Here is a 22,917-nt window from a genome sequence, read left to right as displayed (position 1 = left end):
TGCTTCCGGCTGACAGCCTGCCGGAGCTACCTGGAGTGACCTCGCGGGCGTACCGCCGAAGCCACCGGAGACCGGGTTGAGCTGCCGTCAAGACTTCGTGAAGTCCCCTCGGGCACCTTGGAGCACATAGATCGGCCCGGGTCCTTGGAGGAACGATGAACCGAGCACGCGTCGCATGGCACCAGCCGGATCCCATCACCACTGCCATGCCCGCGACTAACGCCCGGCGGATCGAGGGACCAGAGAGGGCTTCGGTATCAATGCGTCCAACGATGCCGGCAAGCCAGGTCCGCACGCTGAGGGACCTGTGGCGCGCAAGCGCTCAACCCGTGCCCCGCCGCATCGCAGCACAATGATTCGCAGCGCAGACGGCGACCTGACCAAGGGTGGCAGCAAGTGAGCGAGACCAGAGGCTATAACTCCAATCCCGCAATGCGGACTCGGGAAGAGGCCGCGAAGCGAACCCTAAGCGTGCCTGCCCAGGTGGTTCCACGCACACGAGGCACCTCCGTGAGAATCCACGCCTCCGACACAATCACGTACAACGGTCTAGCCCACCTGCTGCAGCAATGTTCTGACCTGACCGAGGCCTGTCCCGACTCGGCAGAAGAGCCCGACGTGTTCGCCGTAGCCGTGGAGAACGCTGACATTTCCACATTGAAGTTGCTAAAGTCTCTGTCCCCAAGCGGGTCAGCCCGTTTCGTGCTCATCGTCAGTAAACGATGGGATGCTGACGTATCCGCAGCTGTGGAATGTGGAGTACGAGCCGTGCTCTTGCGCACGAGTTTCTCCGCCGCTGCCTTCGCCCGGACGGTCAGTGCTGTTGTGACAGGGGAGGGGTTTTTCCCTCCGACACTGCAGGGCAGTCTCATGCAGCAGGTCCAACGTATCCACCGTGAAGTTCTCGAACCTCAAGGTCTCACGCCGTCCGGATTTTCCGAACGCGAAATTGACGTCTTCCGGCTGCTGGCCGAAGGTCGGGATCTGGAAGAGATCGCAGAAAAGTTGCGTTACTCCGAGCGCACCATCAAGAACATTCTCTACAACGCAATGAAGCGACACCAACTCCGCAACCGGACACACGCCGTATCCCACGCCATACGCTGTGGACTCATCTAGAGGATCGGGCGATCATGCTCGGAGCCAGAGTGCTGTCCACGAGAACGTGACGCTCAGCACCGTGACCGCTCGACGAGCGCACATGTCAGGTCGAGCGCGGCTCGATTCTTTGCGAACGACGCCCCCAGGCTGAAGCGTTGAGATGTCATACATCTCTCACCAGCCGAAGGGCCTCGACTCACGCGGGCAGCCCTAGCCACTTTGAACATCTGACCTCGAACGAGGGTCAGACCCCCCGCCCGGCTCAGCCGTGGCCCCGGGTTCCACGGATGCCATGTGGCTTTCCTCGAAGAGGCGTTGATGGTGTACGCCCTCTCAGCGCCTGACTGAGAACCGGTGACGGACTGGCGGGTGTGTGAGGTGTGTGTCGTGCGAGGCGGCGGGTCATGAGGATGTTTGACCACTTCAGCACGGCTTCGTGATGCTCTGGTAGACGTTCGTAGTCGCGGACGCAGCGTCGTCTGCGGCAGATCTAGGACAGGCTGCGCTCGACCATCCATCGGCGGGGCTGAGCGACAAAGCCTTTGGCGTCGTCGGTGCGTCTGACGATGTCGAAGGTGAGGAGACATTGCTCTTTTGTCCAGGTCACGAGCTTGCCAGCGTATCTGCGGTTGGCCCTCACTCAGGTGATGCGGGGGTGGAGTTGCGGCAGACGGGAGATCAGCGGCCGAGCGTCGTCGCAGTCCTGCACTGAGGGGTGGTGACCAGCACCACCAGCAGAAGGACCGAGTGTGTCGTCGGCGATGTGCCGCTTGCGGCCGTTCGCCTTCTTGCCCGCGTCCCAGCCACGACTGTCCGTGGCGATAGTCTCGGCGGGCCGGTACGGACTGCGAGTCGATGATGGCAGCGCTCGGCTCGGTATCGCGGCCGTCGTGCCGCGGGAGCCGGTCGCGGAGTGTGTCGTGCAGAGCGTCGACGTGGGCCCGCGCCCACGGCACGAAGAAGGCGTGGGAAGTCGCAGGGCAGGGCCGCCACTTGCAGCCATTGACCGACACATACCTGATCGCATCGACACTCTTTCGGCGTCAGTGTTTCTCCGGCCGGCCCCTCCGGCCCCACCGCCAGGCCGCAAGAGGCAGCAACGGTACGGTGACTTGCCATTCCGCTTCTCTCATGTCCGACGGATAACGCCGCGGACGCCCGGCACACACGGCTCTCTGCCCGAACCGGCAGGCCAGGCAACAACACGACGAAGGAGCCGCGGAGTTGGCATCGTGGGTTCGGAAGGATACAACAGCATGACACGGCTCCTGTGACAACGGTTTGGCTTGGTAACCGCTGTTGTTACGGGAGTCCAGTTCTGCATACTCCCCACTCCTCATCACCACGCCACCCGAACGTGACACTCCACCTACGGTCACCGGTTCTCAGTCAGGCACTAACGACCTGGTCGGGCGCCGCCCGATGCCGCCCCCGACCAAGTGAGCGAGCTGCGACACCGGCCCCGCATCCACGGCCGACAGAACGCTAAGCAGCCCCCGGCCAGCGGCGAGTCCTGCCAAGGGGGCAGCGTACGCCTGAAGAGTTCCTGCTCAATCAGCACGAGCACCGCGCGGCACTGGCTGGCGCGACAGCCATGCTGACCTGCGCGTAGAAGCATCCAGGACATGGTTTAGCTGCAATACCGGTGACTTTGTTGGTGGTGGGTCGTTGTCTTGGTGTGCCGAGGCCCGGTCAGGTGAAGTTGTCGGGTGAGCGTCTGTCGGATCGGATTGCTCTGGGTGTTCTGACGCGTGTGTTTCCGCCAGAGTTGGTGGATGAAGTAGTGGTGGAGTGCGGGCGGCTCGAGCAGCGCTCCCGGTTGTTGCCGGCTCGGGTGGTGGTGTATTTCGTGCTGGCGATGTGTCTGTTCTCCGGGCAGGGCTATGAGGAGGTGGCCCGGCTTTTTGACGCAGGGTCTGGAACGGGCGCGGCGGTGGGAGAAACCGTGGCGGGTGCCCACCACAGGGGCGATCGGCAGGGCTCGCCGCCGGCTGGGACCGGAGCCGCTGAAGGTGTTGTTTGCCCGGGTGTGCAGTCCGGTGGCTGACGAGGAGACGGTCGGTGCCTGGTATCGGCGGTGGCGGCTGGTTGCGGTGGACGGGACCGTCTTCGACGTCCCGGACACGGAAGCGAACGGTGAATTCTTCGGCCGGCCTGGCTCGGGCCGGGGGCAGCAGCGGAGCGCGTATCCGCAGGTGAGGATAGCTGCGCTGGTTGAATGCGGGACGCATGCGGTGTTCGGCGCAGCGACCGGTCCGCTGTCGGTTCACGAGCAGAAACTGATCCCCGGGCTGCTGGACCGGCTCAAGCCGTGAATGTTGCTCCTGGCCGACCGCGGCATTACAGGCTTCGAGCTGTGGCGGGCCGCCTCAGGCACGGGCGCGGACCTGTTGTGGCGGGTCCGCAAGAACATCGTGCTCCCGCTCCTCAAAACCTTCGAGGATGGCTCGTATCTGTCGGAAATCGCTGCCACGAGGGACCGCGAACGCGTTGATCCGGCCCGGGTCCGAGTGATCGAGTACACCCTCGGCAGCGACGGCGACGACACGGTCTACCGGCTGATCACCACCCTCTGCGACCCGGCCCAGGCGCCAGCTGCCGAGCTCGCTGGCCTCTATCACCAGCGGTGGGAGATCGAGAGCACCCTGGACGAGATCAAGACCCATCAGGGTGGGCACCAACTCGTCCTGCGCTCGCAACATCCCGACGGCGTCGAGCAGGAAATCTACGGCTTCCTCCTCGTGCACCACGCACTGAGGGATGTCATGCACCACACCGCACACCAAACCGGCCTCGACCCCGACCGGATCTCTTTCACCCGCACCCTTCGTGTCGTACGCCGCCACGTCACCGACCAGGCGGCATTTTCCCCCTCACGACTCCAGAGAGCCCTGACGCACACAGCCGGTGAGCTGGTGGAACGACTCCTCCCACCCCGCAGACCACGTGCCAACCCCCGGGTGATCAAACGCAAGATGACCAACTGGCACCTCAAACACACCCACCACCGCAACCCACCCCAACCACCCACCGCGGCAATCACACTCGTCCCGCCCACCAAACCCACCAGCAGACGCCAGAAAGGCCCCTAAAGCACCGGTATTGGGTTTAGCTGCCGTTCAGGGTTCGTGAAGCCCTCTCGGACACATTGGACTACAGGCATCGGCTAGCTCCTCTGGAGGGACCATGAACCGAGTACGGGTCGCCGTGCACGAGCCCGATCCGATCACGGCTGCCGATGCGGTCGACATCAGTGCGCAGCCCCGTGGCACCCCCACACGGCATCACCCCAGCGCTGCCGGGACCAGCACCTGGGACAGGCCGGGAACACGAGCGCGCCGGCCCGTCGTCGAGTCGCTCCCCGATGACCCGGTCGATGCCAACACGTGGCGACTAGAGCACCAACCACAAGCAGCAGGCGCCGCACGTGACATCACCGCTGCAGTCCTTGCCAGTTGGCACGTGGACCAGGAAACGACCGAAACGGCCATGCTCGTGGTCTCCGAGCTGGTCACCAACGCCATTGAACATGCGCAGCCGCCGCTGGCGCTGCACCTGATCCACGAGCACCGTCACCGCCAGCTTCGGCTGGAAGTCACGGACGGTGGATCAGCCCTCCGCGAAGGGGACTGGACGGCCTCCTGCGAGCCCGACGAACACGGCCGCGGCTTGAGCATCGTCAATGCCGTGGCAACCGCTCACGGCGCCTGCGTTTACCCCGGCGGCGCCACTCACTGGGCCTGTCTTTCGACCGCTGCCCAATCTCAGTAGCCGTCTGGCCGATTCAGGTTCCCATGCCTAAGGGCTGTCCCGCCAACGTTGGCTGGGTCGCGCACCAGGTGCTGACCGCGGTACTCGCAAGTCCCTGCCGAATCAGCTGTCAGCCGGCTGGCATGCCAGAACTGCGTGCTCATGCAGGCCGTCACTACGCCGTTCAGTTCCTCTACGCCGTGCCAGACGATGCCTGGTGTTTGGATCTGAGCGAGGCAGCCCGGCCACGGCTGCGTGAGCTGAGACGCCCAACGCGGCGACTCAACTGCGACCCTGCCTTCCTGGTGGCGGTGATACCAGACGAGGATCCGGACCTCGAGCCGATCGTGCGCATCCACAGCCACGACGAGCACGGCACCCTCATGCGATCATGCGCTGGTTCATGGAGCAGAGCCCGCCGCTGGAGGACCGGACCCTGCTGGTAGCCGCGCGCTGGCGGACGAACCAGACCCCGCGGCAGCTCGCTCCGTCTTCGGGATGTCGATGGCGGCCGCTGGCAGCATCATCGACCCCGCGCCACGCCACTCGAACGCAGCCTCGCATACGGCTCCGCGAGGACCCTGTGCTGATCGTAGACGGCACGCTGATCCCCGTCGCCGAGCAATCCACGAACTGCAGGTACTCGACTACCGCCAAGTCGTCGTCGACGCCGCCGCCACCCGGCTCGTCGTCTCCGCCGGCCGGCCAGTGTAAGACAACCGCAACGACCGCAACGCATGGGAGTGTTCGGCAGCCAAGGCCGCCGACGCCAAGACCATGGTGATCGCGGCGGCGGCTACTGAGGCACCGACCTGGTCATTCCAGAGCCCTCTCGAACCCGCCAAGCTGGAGCTCACTTGCTGGAAAGCGTCCAACTGGCCATGTTCGCCATCGCCCGCGTGCACAACCGCGTCCTCGCGGGATAAAGGAGCAAACGCAGGTCATCTCGACACACCTGAAAGCGTTACGGGCCTCACGCACCCTGCTTGCAGCGCCGAGCGGCTCGGGATGGCGTCTGCGGCAGCCACAGCGACGGCAAGGTCACAAAGGTGTATGTGGGCAAATCCGGTGTACCGGATGCTCCCTGTCAACCGTCGACGGTCATTGGCGACTCGCACATCCACTGTACTGACGAGCAGCGCTCGTCAGGCGAGACCTGAGACACACCACGGCAGATCGAGCCGGCGGCGTACGGCGAGGGCTGGGCCCAGCATCTGCCCGTCCTGAGCCGGACCGCACACTCCGGGAAGGGCCTGGGGCTCTCCGAAGACCCGCACATCAACCGAACGGCGAGGTGAGCCGCCATGACCGTTTCAACCGGGACTACCGGTGCGGAGGAGGCCGGGGCCAGGGTGGCGCCGGAGGCGAGCGATGCCGTACGCGGACCAGCACCCATGACCGGGCAGCCCGCGGAGCAGACCATCGCGGAAGCGCGACGGTGCATCGACGATCTCGACGATGCGATCATCAGACTGATCTGGAACCGCATGCTCGTTTCGGCACAGGTGCAGCGCGCCCGGCTGGCGTCGGGCGGACGCAGGCTCTGCCTGACCCGCGAGGGGGAGATTCTCGACCGCTACAACGACGCCCTCGGCAAGCAAGGGATTGCGGTGGCGACGTCGCTGCTGCAGCTGTGCCGGGGCCGGGACTATATTCGTCCACCTGTCTCCTGACGCGCAAAGTAGAAAGCGCCGTCGCGATCAGTGCCATGATCCGCGGTCTCACGGCGGCAAAAAGGATCTCATTGCAGCTCCCCCATTGTGCGAGCCTGGACAGATCAGCATTGGGCGGACCACATCGGGACCTGTGGCCGCGAGTTCCGCCGCACCTCGATCGGGGCAGACTGCCGCCAATTCCCTGCCCTTCTTGATCGTACTTTCCTACTTGCACGGCGATTTCACCGCACTCAACCGCCTGACCATGTCTGCGAATTCACGTTGCAGCCGGCCGTGCACGCTGCGGGCCTCGACCTAAGCGAGAGAAAGGCTCGGTGAAACGGGAAGGCCGACAAGGGCGATGGGGGCCCACGAGGACGCCGGACGCCGCAGCTCTGCCGGGAGGCATCAAGGCCGGGTTGCTCGACGCGACGCTTTCCAGAGGACCAGCATGCCAGAACCCTCACTACCATCATACGTACTGATCGAATATGACGGCGTGCAGAACTCGCCCACGTCGATCAAGAATGACTTTGTCATAGACCAAACGCATATGAAATGAATTCCGCGAGTACGGCGTTCAAAGCAGCCTGCCTAGTTGCCCCAGAGGCCGGTGCTTGAATGGGCAAGAATTCGACACCTCTGCAGCCGCTATGGACCGGGTGATGGATGCTGGCAAACGATGCGTCTGGCGCATCGCAAAAGATAATCCATCACTCTGCGCCACACAGCGAGGCCGCCATGGAAGTTGCTACGACGCAAGGGGCGACGTCCGAACGCAACACGAGCCGTCCCGAAGAGCCCACCAACTTGACCATTCACAGCACGGCAGAGACAAGAACTCTTCAGAATGCTCACCGGGCGGTCGACCCTCCCGACCGGTTGGCGATTCCCCCGGCCCGGACCGGCGAAGGCACGCAGAGCGCCTGGAGGTCCGCTGCTCCGGTAGACAGCCGGCAGCCAGATATCGCGCCGCCGATCGCCCCGCAGCGGGCTCACTTCACGAGCGACCCAGATCCTTTCGGCAGCCCCTGTACCGGCCCGTGCCACAGAACGACAGGCACTTGGGGTGACGTGCCTTTCCGTCGCGCCAACCAGCCCGCTGCCCGAGCATCGAACACCGGTCTTGATGGCGTGGTGGAAGACGAGCAGCTCGTACGGCACCAGTCGCCGAACACGACTCTGCACGCCCCGTACGGCGACGAGCTGGCAGCCTCAGCGGCCCTCCACCCTCCCGGCACCCAAGTGACTGTACATACCGCGGTGCTGGGTGAGGTGCTGCTCGACTTGGGCGACGCACAACAGCACGTCCGTGAGCAAGTAGGCATCGAGTTGCTCTACTCCCTCGGGCTGCTCGCTCGACCCCTCCCCTCGATAGCCGCACCGCTCCCGTGAGAAAGCGCCACGCTACCCGCGGCGAACTGCCACGTTGCATGGGGCGCTGGACAGCGAGTCCCACTGTCCAGTGACCGGTTCGGCCACGCCCCACCAGGAGCCCCAGGGGCGTCGAATCGGGCACGCTGCAGTCAACCTGGCTACGCTGACTCCACGGAACACATGAGCCCAAGCTGGTGCGAACCCAGGTCTCGTGAGGTCTGTTTCCGTTGCAAGAGGCAGCCTTGGACTGCGCATCCAGGGCTACAGTCTGCCCCGCCGTGCATACATTCACCACCGGTCTGAGCCAGTATCTCGACACCATCGTCGCCAGCCTGAGCAAGCGCGCTACGGCCGCTCGGCCCGCACTCAGGCAGGCGGGTGATGCCGAAACGTCTGCAGAACCGTCCTGACAGCCTGGCCGACGAGTGGCTGCACCCGAAGAGCACCGGGCTCCTGGACCTGTTCGGTGTGGTTCTCCCGTCAGACGAGCACACCGTCGTACGCTGCTTCGTCATGTGTCCCGAGGGCGGCGCCCCGGTGATGCCCTATACGCCGGGGGGCAAATCGGCATCACGCCCCGCACCTCTCGCCAGGCCGTGGCCCGCCCGGAAGTTCCCCGCAGCCGGACGAACGCCCCCTTGGCATCGGACAGTTCATGGCGACGCATCACTCCGCCACTTCCCTCAACCAAGAATCTCTTGACTGACAGGCCCGGGACCACACCGTCAATCAGACGCCGGACCGGCGAAGTTGAGAACAATCTCAGCTTATCCGGGTGAGGTCGCCCTCGCCGACCGGAGGGCCGTTGGGCACCAGAAGGCCGGCTGGGACCGCATTGTCCGCGATGACCTGAGCGAAGTACCGTCCGCTGTCCTTGACCGACCTGCGCATGGTGTCGAAGTCCACATGCACGATGCCGAACCGCTGTGAGTACCCCATTGCCCACTCGAAGTTATCCAGCAGTGACCTGGCGAAGTAGCCGCGTACGTCCGCGCCTTGCATGATGGCCGTGTGGATTGCCCGCTGATGGTCGGCCAAGCAGTTGACGCGTTGCTTGTCGTGCACCCCGCCGCCGTCCCCCACTACATTTCTGAAGGCGGCGCCGTTCTCGGTCACCTCCAAGGGAAGGCCTGGATGTCGCTGGTGCAACCACACCAGCAGATCGGTCAGTGAGGCCGGTGTTCGCTCCCACGCAAACGACGTGAGAGGTCCACGCGCGGGAAGAAGGCCGGATCCCCGAAGGCCGGGCAGGGGGTTGCTGCCCAACTCACTCGGGTCAGCAGCCATCGGCGCCAACCGGCTCGGTGCGTAGTAGTTGACGCCGAGCCAGTCGATCGGAGCCGACATCAACGCGAAGTCACCGTCCCGCAGTACCGGCTCCAGCGCACGGAGGTGCGCAAGGTCATCAAGCACATCCGCCGGGTACCCCCTTCCGGTCACAGCGTCGAGGAACCATCTGTTGTGCAGACCGTCAAATTTCCGGGCGGCTTCCCGATGTTCCTCATCATTCACCTCCAGCAGCACCGGCGAGAAGTTCAGTGCCACGGAGAACTTCCTATGGGCTGTTTCCTGCGCTCGCATAGCTTTAACAGCTAGCCCGTGGCCGACAAGCATGTGGTGGCCGGCCTGCAGCGCGTCAGCTGAGTTTGCACGTCCGGGTGCGTGTACTGCGCTGCCATAACCGAGAAATGCGGCGACGAGCGGCTCGTTGAACGTAGTCCAATCCGCCACCCGATCGCTCAGTACGGAATACACAAGCTGAGCGTAGTCGGCGAATCGCTGTGCAGTGACCCTGTTGGTCCAACCGCCTGCATCTTCCAGCGCTTGTGGCAAGTCCCAATGATAGAGCGTGACGACAGGTTCGATCTCACATTCAAGCAATTCGTCGACGAGTCGATCGTAGAATGACATCCCACGCGGCTCGAACGTCCTCCCATCCGGTTGCACTCGTGGCCACGCCACTGAGAAGCGGTAGGCGGGCAGTCCCAACTCGCTCATCAGCGCGACGTCGTCACGGAACCTGTGGTAATGGTCGCACGCGCGTGTGCCGTCGTCCCCACTGACACTGTTTTCCGCACTTGGAACGAAATTGTCCCAGATGGATGGCCCGCGCCCATCCTCCTTTGGCGCTCCTTCGATCTGAAAGGCCGACGTTGCCGCCCCCCAGCGGAATCGTTCTGGGAAAACCAGCGAGCGTTCCGGCGTCACCTGCTTACCTCTTCCGTAGCATCGCCACTCAATAGGTCTCTTCGTCGCGCCAAATCTGACAATTGGCTGGTAGGGGCAGGTCAGTTGCTCCATGGGACCGTAATCCGTGCCCTGCATGGTGCCTGCTCGTCACCGCCAGGCGAAAGCGACAGGGATCCTCCGTGGTTGTCGCGTCGCGGTGGCGGTCAGCGATTGCGTGGGATGACCCGCGGGAGCCGCGCCGACGCCTCTTACGCTGCGCGACGACGGCACGCGCCATAGGAAACCCAAGAGCTAATCGTCTCGCTGAGAGTGGCGACATTTCGATGCGGACCGCCCCCTCACCGGAGCGGGTCGATCTGTGTGCTCCACTGTGCTTGAGGAGACTTCACGAATTCTTGACGGCAGCTCAACCCGATCCCGAGTGGCCTCGATGGCCACCCTCACTGTCACCCCCACACAGTCGTACCGCAGGCTGTCTCCAGGGGCGCCCTGAGTGCGTTTCCCAACTTCGCCTTCTACTGGTTGAGATGTGCGCTGGTGGTGAAGGGTGTGCTGGCTGGACAGCGGGAGCGGCCGTCCTACACGCTCGAAGTGTCAAGCCATGGAGTGTGAAGCACGACCGCTGTGACGCATCTACCGGATAAGTCTCGAAGGGCGATTCCGTTGGGGCGTTGTCCGTAATTGGGTGGAGTTCCAGGACTTCCTGTATGAGTGCGTCAGTATGCTCTTCGACCTGACGGACGTGGTGCTGTCTGCGGGCGGGTGGCTCAGTCCCGCCGACGACATGTCCCGTCGTCACTGTCGCTCAGCGGCGCGAGGCCATCGACCGGATCACTGCGGCAGGCACTGGCAGATCGGCGATACGGGCATCCTGAATCCGGGCGGATGCGAGCTCCCGCACGGCACGTTGATCAGCGGCACCGTCAAACACTTGCCAGGCGAGCGCGGGACCCCCGGTCGGCCTGACAGTCGTCCTCGACCACCGGCCCGGCCACACCGACAACGACATCGACGTCCGCCGGCAAGTTGTTCTGCGCCCTCCGATCGACCCGAGGAGTCCTACCGGAGTTCTACCGGCTCGTCGATGGTCGATCATCGTCAGCGGCACAGCACTCAAGCCTGATGACACATGCACTGGATCGGTAGCAAGCTCCATTCCAATGACGATGCGATCAGGCCGGTAGCCTGGCCAGTTCCGCCGCAAGCGCTTCCCAGCGACCGTCGGTGCTCGGACATACCTGCAATGCCTTGCGCAGCAGGTACGCCGAGATGCCGGGGGCACGACGCGTCACCGCGCTGATGTTCGCGGCCACCCAGTCCAGTACCCACCTGTCAACCGGGACTTCGGCGGCAACGAGTTGCTCGGCCACACGCTCTACCGGCGACCGGACGCCAGCCAGCGCCTCCGCGGCGTAGCGGTGCAACGCGATGCGCTCTGCCATGGGGATGCCGCCGTAGAGTGCTTCCCGGACGAGTGGGTGCCGGAAAGCGAGCCGTGGTCCGGCGTCCACCACGATGCGGGACGACATTGCTTCCTCAATGAGACTGAGCAGATCAGAGACCGGTCGGTCCAGCACGGCTGCGAGATCGGTCAGAGCGAACTCCACACCCAATAGTGCTGCCCGGCACAGTACTTCCCTGGTGTCGTGGGACAAGAAGTCCAGTCGGCGGGAGACCATTGATGCCAGCGATACCGATAGCTCATAGCTCTCATCAGCGATGTCGGCTGTAGCCGCATCGAGGTGCAACACACCTTCCCGGGCCATGACCTCTGCCATCTCGCGCAGGTACAGCGGGTTGCCAGCTGCCCGATCTGCCCATGCTCGCAGCCTCGGACCAGGCTGGGCACCTGCCACCTGACCGATCAGCTCGACGGCGGCCGACGGGGCGAGCGGTCCGAGGTCCAGTACCCGCCCACCGCTGGACTCGACACCGAACCGCAAGGTGTCCAGTTCCGCCCGACGCGGTGTCAGACGGCACGCACCCACCATGAGCAGGGGAATCCGTTTGGTCAGCGGGCAAAGCCGATGCCAGACCAGGAGACTCGCCTCGTCGGCCCACTGCAGGTCATCCATGACCAGGACCAGCGGTGCCTCCGCGCACAGTTTGTCCACCAGGCCCAGTATGCGATCGATGGCCCAAAGGAGGGGATCGCTCTGGCTCCAAATAGTCGGGGCTGGGGAGTCGGTGTGCAGGGCGGCGGCCAACTCCGCGCGGCGGGGGTCGGGTGAGTCGGGTGTGACTTCCAGACAATCCATCATCACCCGCAGTGGGAACAAGTTCATCTGGTCGCTGGATGCCCAGGCCAGGTGGCAACCAGCGTCATTTGCTTGGGCAAGACCCGTCGCGAGGAGTTGGGTCTTGCCGATGCCGGGCTCGCCTTCCACCCACAGCACACCGCCTGTTCCACCAGCGACCTCGCTCAGCTGCTGCCGAAACTGCTTCAGCTCGCTTTGCCGGCCGACAAGCTTCATCTGAGACGCGCGTTTTCGCTGCACGGCTGCGGCAGGCGAGGAATTGCCATGCGGGGTCGTCGGAACCGATGGAGACTCTGGCTCACGGCCCGACAATGCGGGATCGTTGGCCAGGATCTGTTGGTGCACCTGCCGCAGCGCCGCGCCGGGCGAGACGCTCAATTCCCTGGCCAGCACCCGTTGGCCATCCTGGAACACCTCCAGTGCCTCGGCGTTGCGCCCGCAGCGACACAGCGCGATCATCAGCAGTCGGCGGAGCTCTTCGCGCAATGGGTGGTCGCGGAGAAGTCCGGTAAGATCCGCGACTGCCTCGCGGTGCGCACCGATCGCCAATGCGGCTTCGGCCCGTTGCTCCTGACAGTTCACCCTCAGCTCACACAGCCGAGCGCGTTCCCCCTCGGCGAACGGGCCGGGGACACCCGTGAATGCATCGCCGTTCCACAATTCCAGTGCGGCATCAAGAGTTCGCACGGCCGAAGCTGCATCGTTGCCGGACCATTGGTGTCGGGCCTGCTCGCGCAGAACGTGCAATCTGTGCAGGTCCAGCCCGTCGGGATCGAGATGAAGACGGTAGCCGGACGCGAGTGTCGCAAGCACCTGCCAGTTGCCGCGGCCGCTGTGATGGGGCTCAAGTGCTCTCCGCATCCCCGAGACGTACGTATGCAGGCTGCCGTCCACGCTGGCCGGCCGATCCTGCCCCCACACTCCGTCGATCAATTCCTCACGGGAGACAACGTGGTTGGCGTGAACCGCGAGCATGGCGAACACGGCACGCTGCCTACTCGGTCCAAGGCCGAGTTCGACGTCGCCTCGCCAAGCGCGGAGCGAGCCCAGCAACGCCACCCGCAGGGGCTCACGTGTCGTTGTGGTCATGGTCGGTTGACCCGCTTTAGTCGTGAGCCTGCCCAGTCCTGTGCACCGATATCTGCGCGGGAGTCGACATGCAGTTTCCCCAGTATGCGGTTCACGTGGGCTTGTACTGTCTTGCGGGACAGCTCCAGCTTGGCAGCGATCTCTGGGTTGGATTTTCCAAGCAGAATGAGCTCGGTGACGCGTTCCTCGATCGGCGACAGCGCCTCCCGACCACTGGCCGGCCGCGGTATGTGCACGGGGCTTTCCTGCCGGATACCGAAGGGGCGCAACCGGGACTCGGCGCGCCGCGTGTCCCAGGCAGCACCCAGACCGGCATAGATGGTGACCGCCTCGTCGAATGCGCGCCGGGCGCCTTCCATGTCGCTGCGCCCAGCCAGCAGTACGGCAGCGTCCTCCAGCGCTTCGGCCAGTTCTATCTGACGGCCGACCGCGCGGTAGTGCTCCGCCACCGCCAGAACCGGCGCAGGATCGCCCGCGATCAGCCCACGGCATCGGGCCGTTGCTGCGTGTGCCCGCGCCGGGACCGCTTCCAACTTCGACTCTGCCTCACAGACCCGCAGTGCCTGCTGTGCGGACTCGGTGTCCCCGATGGACAGGGCAAGCCGGACCAGCTGGGGCAACCACTGGTGCCGTAGCAGCATCCGCCCGTAGACCGGACGCAGAATCGGTTCCATCGCCGCAATCGCGCCGTCAACCCGGCCGTCCTGTTCAGCCGCAAGCGACTGAGCAGCCAACAGGAAGTCAGAGTTGTCGCGGTCGTTCATGGTGACGACGGGGTAGGCGGCCGCGCTACGCAGGAGTGCCTGGGCTTCATCGGCATGATCGCGGTGGCCGGCAATCAGCGCGGCAACCCCGTGCATCAGCAGCGTTGCACAGCGTTCCCGCAGTCCGTAAAAGGTGACCTCCGGGCCGTCAACAACGACAGCGTCCAGCTCCACTAGCGCGTTGTCCCAGCGGCCAAGCCAGTAGTCGTGCACGGCCGTCGAAATGTGCACGCCGCCGGGCATAGCGTTGGCGGCCAGCAGTTCTTGGGCCCTGCCCAGTGTGTCGTCCGCCTCCGCCAGGCGGTCCAGGTTTTGCAGACAGAAGATCCGGTTGTCCAGCAGCAACACCTTGAGGTGCGCCAGATCAGGGTCTTGAGCGACCACCTCCAGGGCCCGGTCGATGTAGCCCAACGCCTTGGCGTGGTCGCGACGGTTGCAGTTGACCTCCCAAAGGGTCTGCAGCGCGTGCGCGGTCGCAAATCGGTCCCCCACTCGCTCGGCGTTCGCCAGCGCGCTGCGCGCTGTGGCGAGGGCGGCGTCGAGATCGTCCAGACCGGAACGTTGGATCACAGCCAGCAGTGCCTCTAGCCGCGCCTTCCAGATCTGCGGCGTCAATGGGTCGCGCACGCCAGCCCTGAGCTGGTCCACGGCCTTCTCTACGGCGCCCCGCCGATAGGTGGTGTGGGCCAGGATCCACCGCATCTCAGCGGCCAGATCCCGGTCGTGGGTGTGGTCCAGCACGTAGCGCGCCTCGGTCTCCGGTTCCCGGCCGAGCCAGGAGTCGATCTGCGCGATCTGGGCGGTCAGTCGTACCCGCTGGTTCGCTGCAACTGCTGGCTGGGCCAGCACATCACGCAGCAACTGGACAGCCATGTCCGGTGCGCGCTGAGCGAGGACGGCGCTGTTGCCTAGCAACCACTCCAGCGTCCAGGTGTCGGGGGCTTCGTGGGTGTGGGTCAGTTGTTCGGCGATGCGTTCGACGGGTTCGCCGGCTGCTGCGAGTGCCTCGGCGGCCTGGCGGTGCAGTGCGACTCTGACGGCGGTGGGCATGCCTTCGTACAGGACGTGCCGGATCAGCGAGTGCCGGAAGGCGAGTCTGGGTCCGGCGTCCATGATGATGCCTGCCGAGGTGGCTTCCTCGACCGCGTGGATGAGGTCTGGCATGCGCAGGCCGAAGGCGACGGCGATGTCGCCGAGTGTGAACTGGGCACCGAGCAGTGTGGCCCGGCGCAGCACATCGGTTGTGGGGGCGGACAAGAAGCCCAGCCGGCGGCTGATGGCCGAGTTCAGTGAGCGCGGTACGCGGTAGTGGGAGCCGGTGCCCACATCGGCCATTCCGGACCGGATGACCAGGGCGTCCTCGCGCATCAACGCGCCGACGATCTCCCGTGCGTAGAGCGGGTTCCCGGCGGCCAGGTGGATGAGTCGGCCCAGTGTCTCGCCAGGCGGCACGCCGACGAGACCTGTCACGAGCTCATGGACGCGGCTTCCTGGCAGCGGGCCCAGAGCGATCATGTCACCGCCAGCGGTGAAGACGGCCTGCCACACCTGTTCCAGTTCGATCCGGCGGGGGACCGGCCGGGACACCCCTACCAGCAGCAAAGGCAACTGACCGATGGCGCGCGACAACCGGTGCCAGACCAGCAGACTCGCCTCGTCCACCCATTGCAGGTCGTCCAGGACCAGCACCAGCGGTCCGTCCGCGCACAATTCGTCGACCAGCCCGAGCAGCCGGTCGATAGCGGCGAGGACCGGGTCGCCCGCCCCCCACACGACACTGGCCGGTGTCTCCTCCCGCAGGGTCGCGGCCAGCTCAGCGCGGCGCACATCGGCCGAGGAACTGGTCACACCCAGGCACTCCAGCATGGCCCGCAGCGGAAAACGCTGACCGAGTTCGTCACCAGCGGCCCAGGCAATCTGGGTATCCGTGTCCAGCAGACCGGACAGTCCGGCCGCGAGGAGACTGGACTTGCCGATACCCGGCTCGCCCTCCACCCACACACACCGCCCACGCCCGGCGAGAACGTCACTCACCGCGCCACGCAGCGTGTCCAGTTCCTCCGCCCTGCCTACGAACACCGGCGGCGCGCCACGCAACACCGCCGGCCGCGATACCCACGGCCCAGCCCGCCGCGGTTCCCGGCCCGAGACACTGATCGCCGAATGGCCACCGGGCGCGTCCAGAACCGAGTCGCCGGCCAGCACCAGCCCGTGCACCCGCTGCAGCGCCGGCCCGGGTTCAATGCCCAACCCCTCGACAAGGGCCCGACGGCCGTCCTGGAACACCGTCAGCGCATCGGCCTGCCGGCCGGCCCGGTACAAGGCCGTCATCAGCAACACCCGAAGCCCCTCACGCAATGGAAAGTCGTTGACCAGGCCGGAAAGCTCGGCAATTACCTCCGCGTGACGACCCAGCTCGAGCAGCAGCTCAGCACGCCGCTCAACCGTGGTAAGCCGCATCTCGTTCAACCGCAGACGCTGTGACTCAGCAAACGGCCCCGGCACACCGGACAGCGCATCACCCCGCCACAGACCAAGAGCCTGATCCAGAGTCCGCACACCACGCGCCGGATCATGCCCACCCACCCGACCGCCTCGCTCTAGCAACCACTCGAATGCCCGCACATCCACCGCGTCAGCATCCAGCTTCAACGAGTAGCCCGATCCCACAGTGGCCAGCAACCGCACCCCAGACTCTTTGCACCGAGCGGGCTCCAACGCACCACGCAACGCCGAAACATAGGTATACAAACTGGCATCCACCTTCGCAGGCGGACTATCACCCCACACACCGTCAACCAGCTCCGCACGCGAAACAACCCGATTCGCCTGCAACGCCAACATCGCGAACACCGCACGCCTATTACCCGAGCCGATCCTCACCTCGGCCCCACCCCGCCACACAACCACCGGCCCCAAAAACTCCACCCGAAGCAAACCCCGCACATCCTCAGTCACCACGACCACCCCGTCCCGGCACCCACCCGACCAACACCCACACCCTCCACCCACCCAACCGACGACAGAGGCTAGATGAGGCCTGAGCGAATGGCATGCGAGACTGCATGTGTTCGATTCCGGAGCTTATGGCGCTTCATTGCACCATAGAGAATGTTCTTGATCGTGCGTTCAGAGTACGACAGTGCCTCGGATACCTTTTCGAGATCCATGCCTTCGGCGAGAAGCCGGAGAACATCAATTTCCCGGGTAGAGAATCCAGAAGCAGTAATGCCGCGCGAGGCCAACATTTCGCGTTGCATATGCTGAATTTCCCGCATAAGGCTGCCCTGCAGCGAGGAAGGGAGAATGCCCTCTCCTTCCGCCACCGCAATGACGGCACGGGCGAATTGTGCAGTTGAAAATCTCGAGCGCCACAAAATGGCCCGTACTCCAAGTTCCACAGCCGAGGACACACTAGCGTCCCATCCCTCGTCAACAACGAGCACAAAGCGGCCGGTACCGGAAGGCGACAGCGTCTGCAGCAACTCCAAAGTCGTGGAACCTGCACCCACTACGCCTACAACGACTACGTCAGGTTCCTGCGGCGCATCGGGGTCAATTTCCACCAGGCCCCGGAAGCGCGCCAGGCAATGTGACAGGCCGGCCTGGGTGAGGGTGTCGTCGGCATGAATACGCACGGTGACCGTCCGCACAGCATCAGCACCCATATAGGCCGATTGGTTCGTGAGTTCCTTCTTCATGGATTCATGCCGCAATGCCAAGTTCTGCAGCGCTGAGGAAGGGGCGCTGCGGCTGTCGGAAGCAGGTTGCCTCCGACAATCCGGCAGGACGGCCGCCGACCGCTCAGGATTCGACATAGGACTCCTCCTGCCGCTCATGGATTCCCTGACCACTCAATCCGGGTGCGTGGTTATTCCGTCCGCCAGTTCGATGTTCACCAGGCGGCAGCGGGGCAGCCCGCCGAACAAGAGCTGCACGGCGAGATCCGCACGGGGCCTCACCGGCATCGGGATGAACTTGGGCGCCGCGCAAGCTCCAGCCGGAGGCCGTGTCGTACGTGCGGTGCTGGACGGGCTCCGCTGCGCGATCTGCATCAGCGAACCGGAGTCGGTCGGCGCTCAAGGCAACACCTGACATAGCCCCGTCACCGGATACGAGCTACCGATGAGCACTACGCTCGACCGGCGCAATCGGTCAAATTGGCACATAGGACGTCCCTGGCGCTTAGCAGGTTTCAGGAAGCTCGCTCACGTACACCATGCGCCGGCCGAAGGCCTCGCACGTCGGGCAAACTACGTACGTCTCTACGTACGTATGCGAGACATCGCGAGTCAGGCGGCGGGGCGTGGATGAGTTCTGCGATCAACAGTCGGTTGATGAGGCCGTTCAACATTGTGTCCGCCGTGGGACCGGATCGGCGGGATGCGGGGCACGAGCCGGCCGCAATCTGGCTGGTGATGGCCTCCGTCACGCCGCACCTCCCCGCCTGGATGGAGAGGCCCGCCCAGACATTCAATCCCGCGCATGCTTTCGGCCGTCGCCACGTCTTTCGAGCGTCGCGTACTGGAGGGCAGTCTGGGTCCCGTATCGACGCACCCGGTCCATCACCTCTCCGATTCTTCCTCGGCCGAGCATCGATGGGTCACTGATCAGCATGTTGAAGAGCTCGTACAGCTCCCCCCGCTGCCTGTCGTCGAGAGGAATCCCGGGCGGCCGTAGGTTGACTCGAGGCGTCATTTCGTCGACCCACTCGCCGCAGTCGGAAATTCCCAGGAATTCACCGACACGGCGAAGACAGTCCTCGGGGGCGCGTACGAGATCCTCATAACGCACCCGAAGCAGGATCCCTGCAGGCACATGCTCCAGAACGGCTTCTGAGATGTGGTGCATCCTGGCCAGATATAAAATTGCACGCTTCATGGTCGCCGGGGCGCCGATGAAGGAGTCGAATATTTCAGCAGTTATACATTCCGGGAGGAGTTGAACAATGCGCGGTGGTGTATTCTGGTAGCCGCAATCGAAATTCGAAGCATATGGGTTGATGCCGATGTCCTCGGCGATGAGCAAGCCGATCTGAAAGAGCACCAAGATGGGTGATCTGCTCACGGAGACAGCGGTGTCGACGCAGTCTCGATCCAGATATACGATCGGCATCCCGGAAAAACTGTCCACCAGGTCCGCTGCGAAAAACGCTGACGCGCCGCTGCGCTCGACCCATTTCCCCTTTCCGGATAGGCGCGCCAGGAGATCGAAGAGCTTGAAGCAGTGGTCACGAGGCTCCTGGGTCGGAAATCCAGGAACCACTTTCGCCAGCTTGCTAAACAACGCGCCTGGATCCCCATCGAGGCCCGGAAGGGTATAACCCAGAATGCCGCACATGTTCAGTTCGTAGCCGCTTGGACGCTCCTTGAAATGGTAACGGAACTCCGCTGGCATACGGCCGATTCGGTGGAGTACACGAAGTACCGTGTTCGGCTCGCTGATCAGCCTCCAGAATTCGCGACCGGTCTGCCGGCTGGAATCGAAAACGTCCATCACTCGATTAACGGACAAAAAACATTCGTGTAAGGCTGCGGTCGAGGGGCTCTCTCCGATCAAGTCGGAAAGCAGAGCGGACCCACTACATTCGGTGCCGAGTATGAGTGCACCACCACGTCCATTCTCCATGGCGCTCTTCTCCTATCCGATCGCGCGAGGATCGACTGCACGCACGCATCAATCGACAGCGGCAGCTAACACGAGTTCGTGCTCGGCGCGGAGTGAGCACCGCCGAAACACGATGAGGATTCCTGGGCCGGATGTCGTACGCCGCGCACCGACCCAGGAATCCACTCCGCCGCGAGCCCCCACGCTCGCGTGCGGGGCCGGAGCACCCTGCTCCCCTTGAATCCGTAGCGGTGCGCTCCGGCCATCGGGATCACCCCACTACCAGGTCATGGCGGGGGCGACCGCGGTAACCGGATCTGTACCCGTAGATGCCGGTTGGCCTCAGGAGACTCTGCAGTTGGCCTCCCTCGGAAAAACCATAAGACCGCCTGTCATGGATCCCACCACCCGGATCTCGTCCGTGGATGCCCGTTTGTCGCCTACTTCGCATCGCGCTCCATGGCACCCCGGCGGTGGCTCATGGGCGCCCTATTGGCGAAATGTCCGACAACACGGCGTATACGGGCTCCTCGCCGGGACGGTGTCGCATCGGAAGAGGCCGGAGGTGGTGCCCTGTTGAGGGCTCGCCAGCTTTTGCCTGTTTGCCCGATCTCTGCCGAAAGCGCCACCTGTTTGTCCTGAAGGGCAAGTTCTGCTCACCCGGTTCGCCGCCACAGCGGGTTGCTGCTCGCGATCACCTTCCCGGCGGGCCGGTAGTAGTCGGCGAACGCGGAAACATCTCGGCGGCCTCCGAGAAGCACCGTGCGGTCATGGCCATCAAGCCGCTGCAGCTACCGGAGATGGCCAGCTGGACGTTCGCCAAGCCGTGGGCATAAATGGGTCGCTGCAATTCCAGCCGGGCCGGCTTGGAATCGCATTCGCCGACTGCCGGGCCGATGATCTCGAGCGGCCGGTGGCAGAGATGCCGGTGGCGATGACAACGGCCCAGGAAATGACGATCAGGTGGTTGACCCTAGCCAGTAGGTGGCGACAGGAAGGTAGGGGAGATGATGTGGGCCGACGGCCGTTCCTTCCGGCGTCGTCTCATGACCCGCTCCGCATCTTAGGGAATCTCAGTCATAGATCACCGGCGTGGTTGGTCATGAGTCGGTCCCGGTGGTCGTTGCGCCACGTCGTGCGCTCGCGCGAGTGATCGTCCAGGGCGGCGCCGATGCCTCGGCCTCGAGGATGCGCCCGCACAGGTCCATGATCGTCTCACCTCTGGCGGCCGTACGCAGTTACTACGGCAGCCGCATCGTGCCTGGGGAGGCCATCGTGGGCTCCCCCGATTGGCCTGCCTTTCACGAGGGAACGTGTACCGTGGCCTGCCCTCGGGCAAGGAGCAGTCGTCGATGGCGCGATGAGCGCCCGAGCAGGTACCCGTGTCTTCCCGGCTCTTTACCCCTTAGCTGTTTCTCTTCTTCTCATCCCGGTGCCCTGCGTCGCCGACATGTGTCATCGAGGCAGGGCTTCACCGACCGGCTCGTCCGACGCCCCTTTCGTCCACCTCAGTCCAGGGGGTCTGGCTCGCGGGCCCACCATGTCGGCGGAGGCCAGTACATACGGTTCCGTGGCGGCACGCGGACCGGTCACAGCCCGTTCCAGCTCCGCCCTCGTGCTCTCGTCCAGCCACGCGGTTCCACTGCCGTTGGAGCCGGAGGGGTCATCCTGGGCCAGTTCCGGCGGGAACAGTTCACGCATCAACACCAGGGGCTGCCCCCCGTCCGTCACTCGCAGCACCTTGAAGCGGGTGCCGGGCATGAAGACCACCCGGTCCGGGACGCTCGCGTCCAGGGCTGCCGTACTGCGAGCAGTCAGCGACCATACAAGGAACCCAGGTCCACCAATTCCACCGACCGGCGCAGATGCGCCCCAGAAGCTCCGCTCGGTTACAAACCGTTTCTCGCCGTACCACTCCGCCACCGGTTCGTCTGCTGAGGTACGTACGATCGCGGGGCCGCGGAACAAGGGCAGCCTGCGCAGCCCCGACGCGACACAGCGGGCGAGCGGAAGGTGCGGACCCGGAGTGCCACCAGACATCCCCTCATCGAGCCACGCCCACTCCCCGGTCAAATAGAGGTAAACGGCCGCCAGGTCGGCAACCACGCTGACCCGGTCGTCCCGGAAGCCGTCCCGAGGCTTCGAGGCTTCCGCCAGTGCCCGCGTCGCGGCGTCCCGGGCCAGCCGGTACCGCTCGCCGTACGCGGCGGCCACCCGCAGCCGGTCCCGGGCGATACCCCTTCCGCCTGTCGGCACGATCCGGGCCGCGGCGCTTGGGGCCGACTGCACCCGGGGTTCGTCCTCTGCCTGGGCCTGTACAAGTACAGGCCCGGAGAGTGTGTCCGGGCCCGGCCCCCGAGATTCGTTGATCCTGCTCATCTCGTCGGTTCTCCCTGGGAGTCTCGGACGGTGGCCGTACCACAGTTGAAGTGCCGTCAGCGACTCTAGGAACGGTCTGCCTCCCACGGCGGCCCGCGGAGTGAGATCAGCCCGCAAAAGCAGCCGGGTCTTCCCGATCGTGCCGACCGCTGGTCCTCCACGTACGGGACGCGCCCATGACCTTTCGTCAAGCTGCACCGATCTCGGGCCGTGTTCGGACCAGGTTGCCGCCGTAGAACAAGCGCTTGACCGCAGTCATTTTGGCGATGCTCGGGGCTGGGTGGTGACCTGCCGCCGTTCTTCGACGGCGAGTTCGACCGGAGAGACCCGCGAACCCGAGTTTCCGACCAGGACCACGTCAGGAATGTCAACGACTCGATGGGCCACGCGGTCGGCGACGCCGCGCCCCGGACGACGTCAGCCCGACGTACCGTCCAGCCGGTACGTCGGGGCCATCGACCGTCTGGCGGTGACGAATTGGCCGTCGCGCTGGCAGCACTGGTGCGCGACGAACGCGAGTCCGCCTCGCGCTACTGACACCCGCATGGTGCATACGCCGGTCACCCGGGGCAACGCCAGGTGGTCGACGTCGCTACTCGGTCGCACCGCGCTCCAAAACGCACTCGGTACCCGCGAACTGACACAGCTTCAGTGGTTCGCCGACGCCGCGCTCTACGACTGCAAGCACTCTCGCCGCGTGCACTCGCCGAGCGGCTGCGCGCGGGGCTTGCGCAGCCGCCACTCAAC

General features: G+C 64.6%; 10 protein-coding genes and 2 pseudogenes. 6 read left to right on the top strand and 6 right to left on the bottom strand.

Going from position 1 to position 22,917, the window contains the following annotated elements; all coding sequences use genetic code 11:
• Positions 1-510: 510 nt before the first annotated feature.
• The 6 genes and pseudogenes from ACH4YL_RS37895 (at position 511) to ACH4YL_RS37870 (ending at position 7,901) form a co-directional block, all read left to right on the top strand.
• Complete coding sequence (locus ACH4YL_RS37895; protein ID WP_398512079.1) at positions 511-1,119, top strand: response regulator transcription factor; 609 nt, start codon at positions 511-513, stop codon at positions 1,117-1,119.
• 1,660 nt (positions 1,120-2,779) lie between these two features.
• Positions 2,780-3,974, top strand: a pseudogene (locus ACH4YL_RS37890) (IS4 family transposase); the annotation flags it as partial.
• A 313-nt stretch (positions 3,975-4,287) separates the two neighbouring features.
• Positions 4,288-4,872: an ATP-binding protein gene (locus ACH4YL_RS37885; RefSeq protein ID WP_398512078.1), complete on the top strand. Its 585-nt coding sequence runs from the start codon at positions 4,288-4,290 to the stop codon at positions 4,870-4,872.
• 265 nt (positions 4,873-5,137) lie between these two features.
• A pseudogene (locus ACH4YL_RS37880) lies at positions 5,138-5,777 on the top strand (IS5/IS1182 family transposase).
• A gap of 378 nt (positions 5,778-6,155) precedes the next feature.
• Positions 6,156-6,524: a chorismate mutase gene (locus tag ACH4YL_RS37875; RefSeq protein WP_398512077.1), complete on the top strand. Its 369-nt coding sequence runs from the start codon at positions 6,156-6,158 to the stop codon at positions 6,522-6,524.
• Between the two features lie 1,119 nt (positions 6,525-7,643).
• Positions 7,644-7,901, top strand: coding sequence for a hypothetical protein (locus ACH4YL_RS37870; protein WP_398512076.1), 258 nt, complete (start codon positions 7,644-7,646; stop codon positions 7,899-7,901).
• Positions 7,902-8,645: 744 nt separating this feature from the next.
• On the opposite strand, the gene ACH4YL_RS37865 is transcribed toward ACH4YL_RS37870, so the two are convergent.
• From ACH4YL_RS37865 to ACH4YL_RS37840, 6 genes are all read right to left on the bottom strand, one after another.
• Positions 8,646-10,091: a GH1 family beta-glucosidase gene (locus ACH4YL_RS37865; RefSeq protein ID WP_398512075.1), complete on the bottom strand. Its 1,446-nt coding sequence runs from the start codon at positions 10,089-10,091 to the stop codon at positions 8,646-8,648.
• A gap of 1,154 nt (positions 10,092-11,245) precedes the next feature.
• A complete protein-coding gene (locus tag ACH4YL_RS37860; RefSeq protein WP_398512074.1) occupies positions 11,246-13,420 on the bottom strand; it encodes a BTAD domain-containing putative transcriptional regulator in 2,175 nt (724 codons plus the stop codon).
• Positions 13,417-17,142, bottom strand: coding sequence for a BTAD domain-containing putative transcriptional regulator (locus ACH4YL_RS37855; RefSeq protein WP_398512073.1), 3,726 nt, complete (start codon positions 17,140-17,142; stop codon positions 13,417-13,419). Before ACH4YL_RS37855 ends, ACH4YL_RS37860 begins: the two co-directional genes overlap by 4 nt.
• A gap of 71 nt (positions 17,143-17,213) precedes the next feature.
• Complete coding sequence (locus ACH4YL_RS37850) at positions 17,214-17,885, bottom strand: LuxR C-terminal-related transcriptional regulator (protein ID WP_398512072.1); 672 nt, start codon at positions 17,883-17,885, stop codon at positions 17,214-17,216.
• A 772-nt stretch (positions 17,886-18,657) separates the two neighbouring features.
• Complete coding sequence (locus ACH4YL_RS37845) at positions 18,658-19,680, bottom strand: sulfotransferase (protein ID WP_398512071.1); 1,023 nt, start codon at positions 19,678-19,680, stop codon at positions 18,658-18,660.
• A 1,566-nt stretch (positions 19,681-21,246) separates the two neighbouring features.
• Positions 21,247-22,080, bottom strand: coding sequence for a hypothetical protein (locus ACH4YL_RS37840; RefSeq protein WP_398512070.1), 834 nt, complete (start codon positions 22,078-22,080; stop codon positions 21,247-21,249).
• Between the last annotated feature and the right edge of the window lie 837 nt (positions 22,081-22,917).

The sequence above is a fragment of the Streptomyces sp. NPDC020681 genome (genome assembly GCF_044334895.1).
Lineage (GTDB): Bacteria > Actinomycetota > Actinomycetes > Streptomycetales > Streptomycetaceae > Streptomyces.
This window is presented reverse-complemented; position numbering and strand designations above follow the sequence as displayed.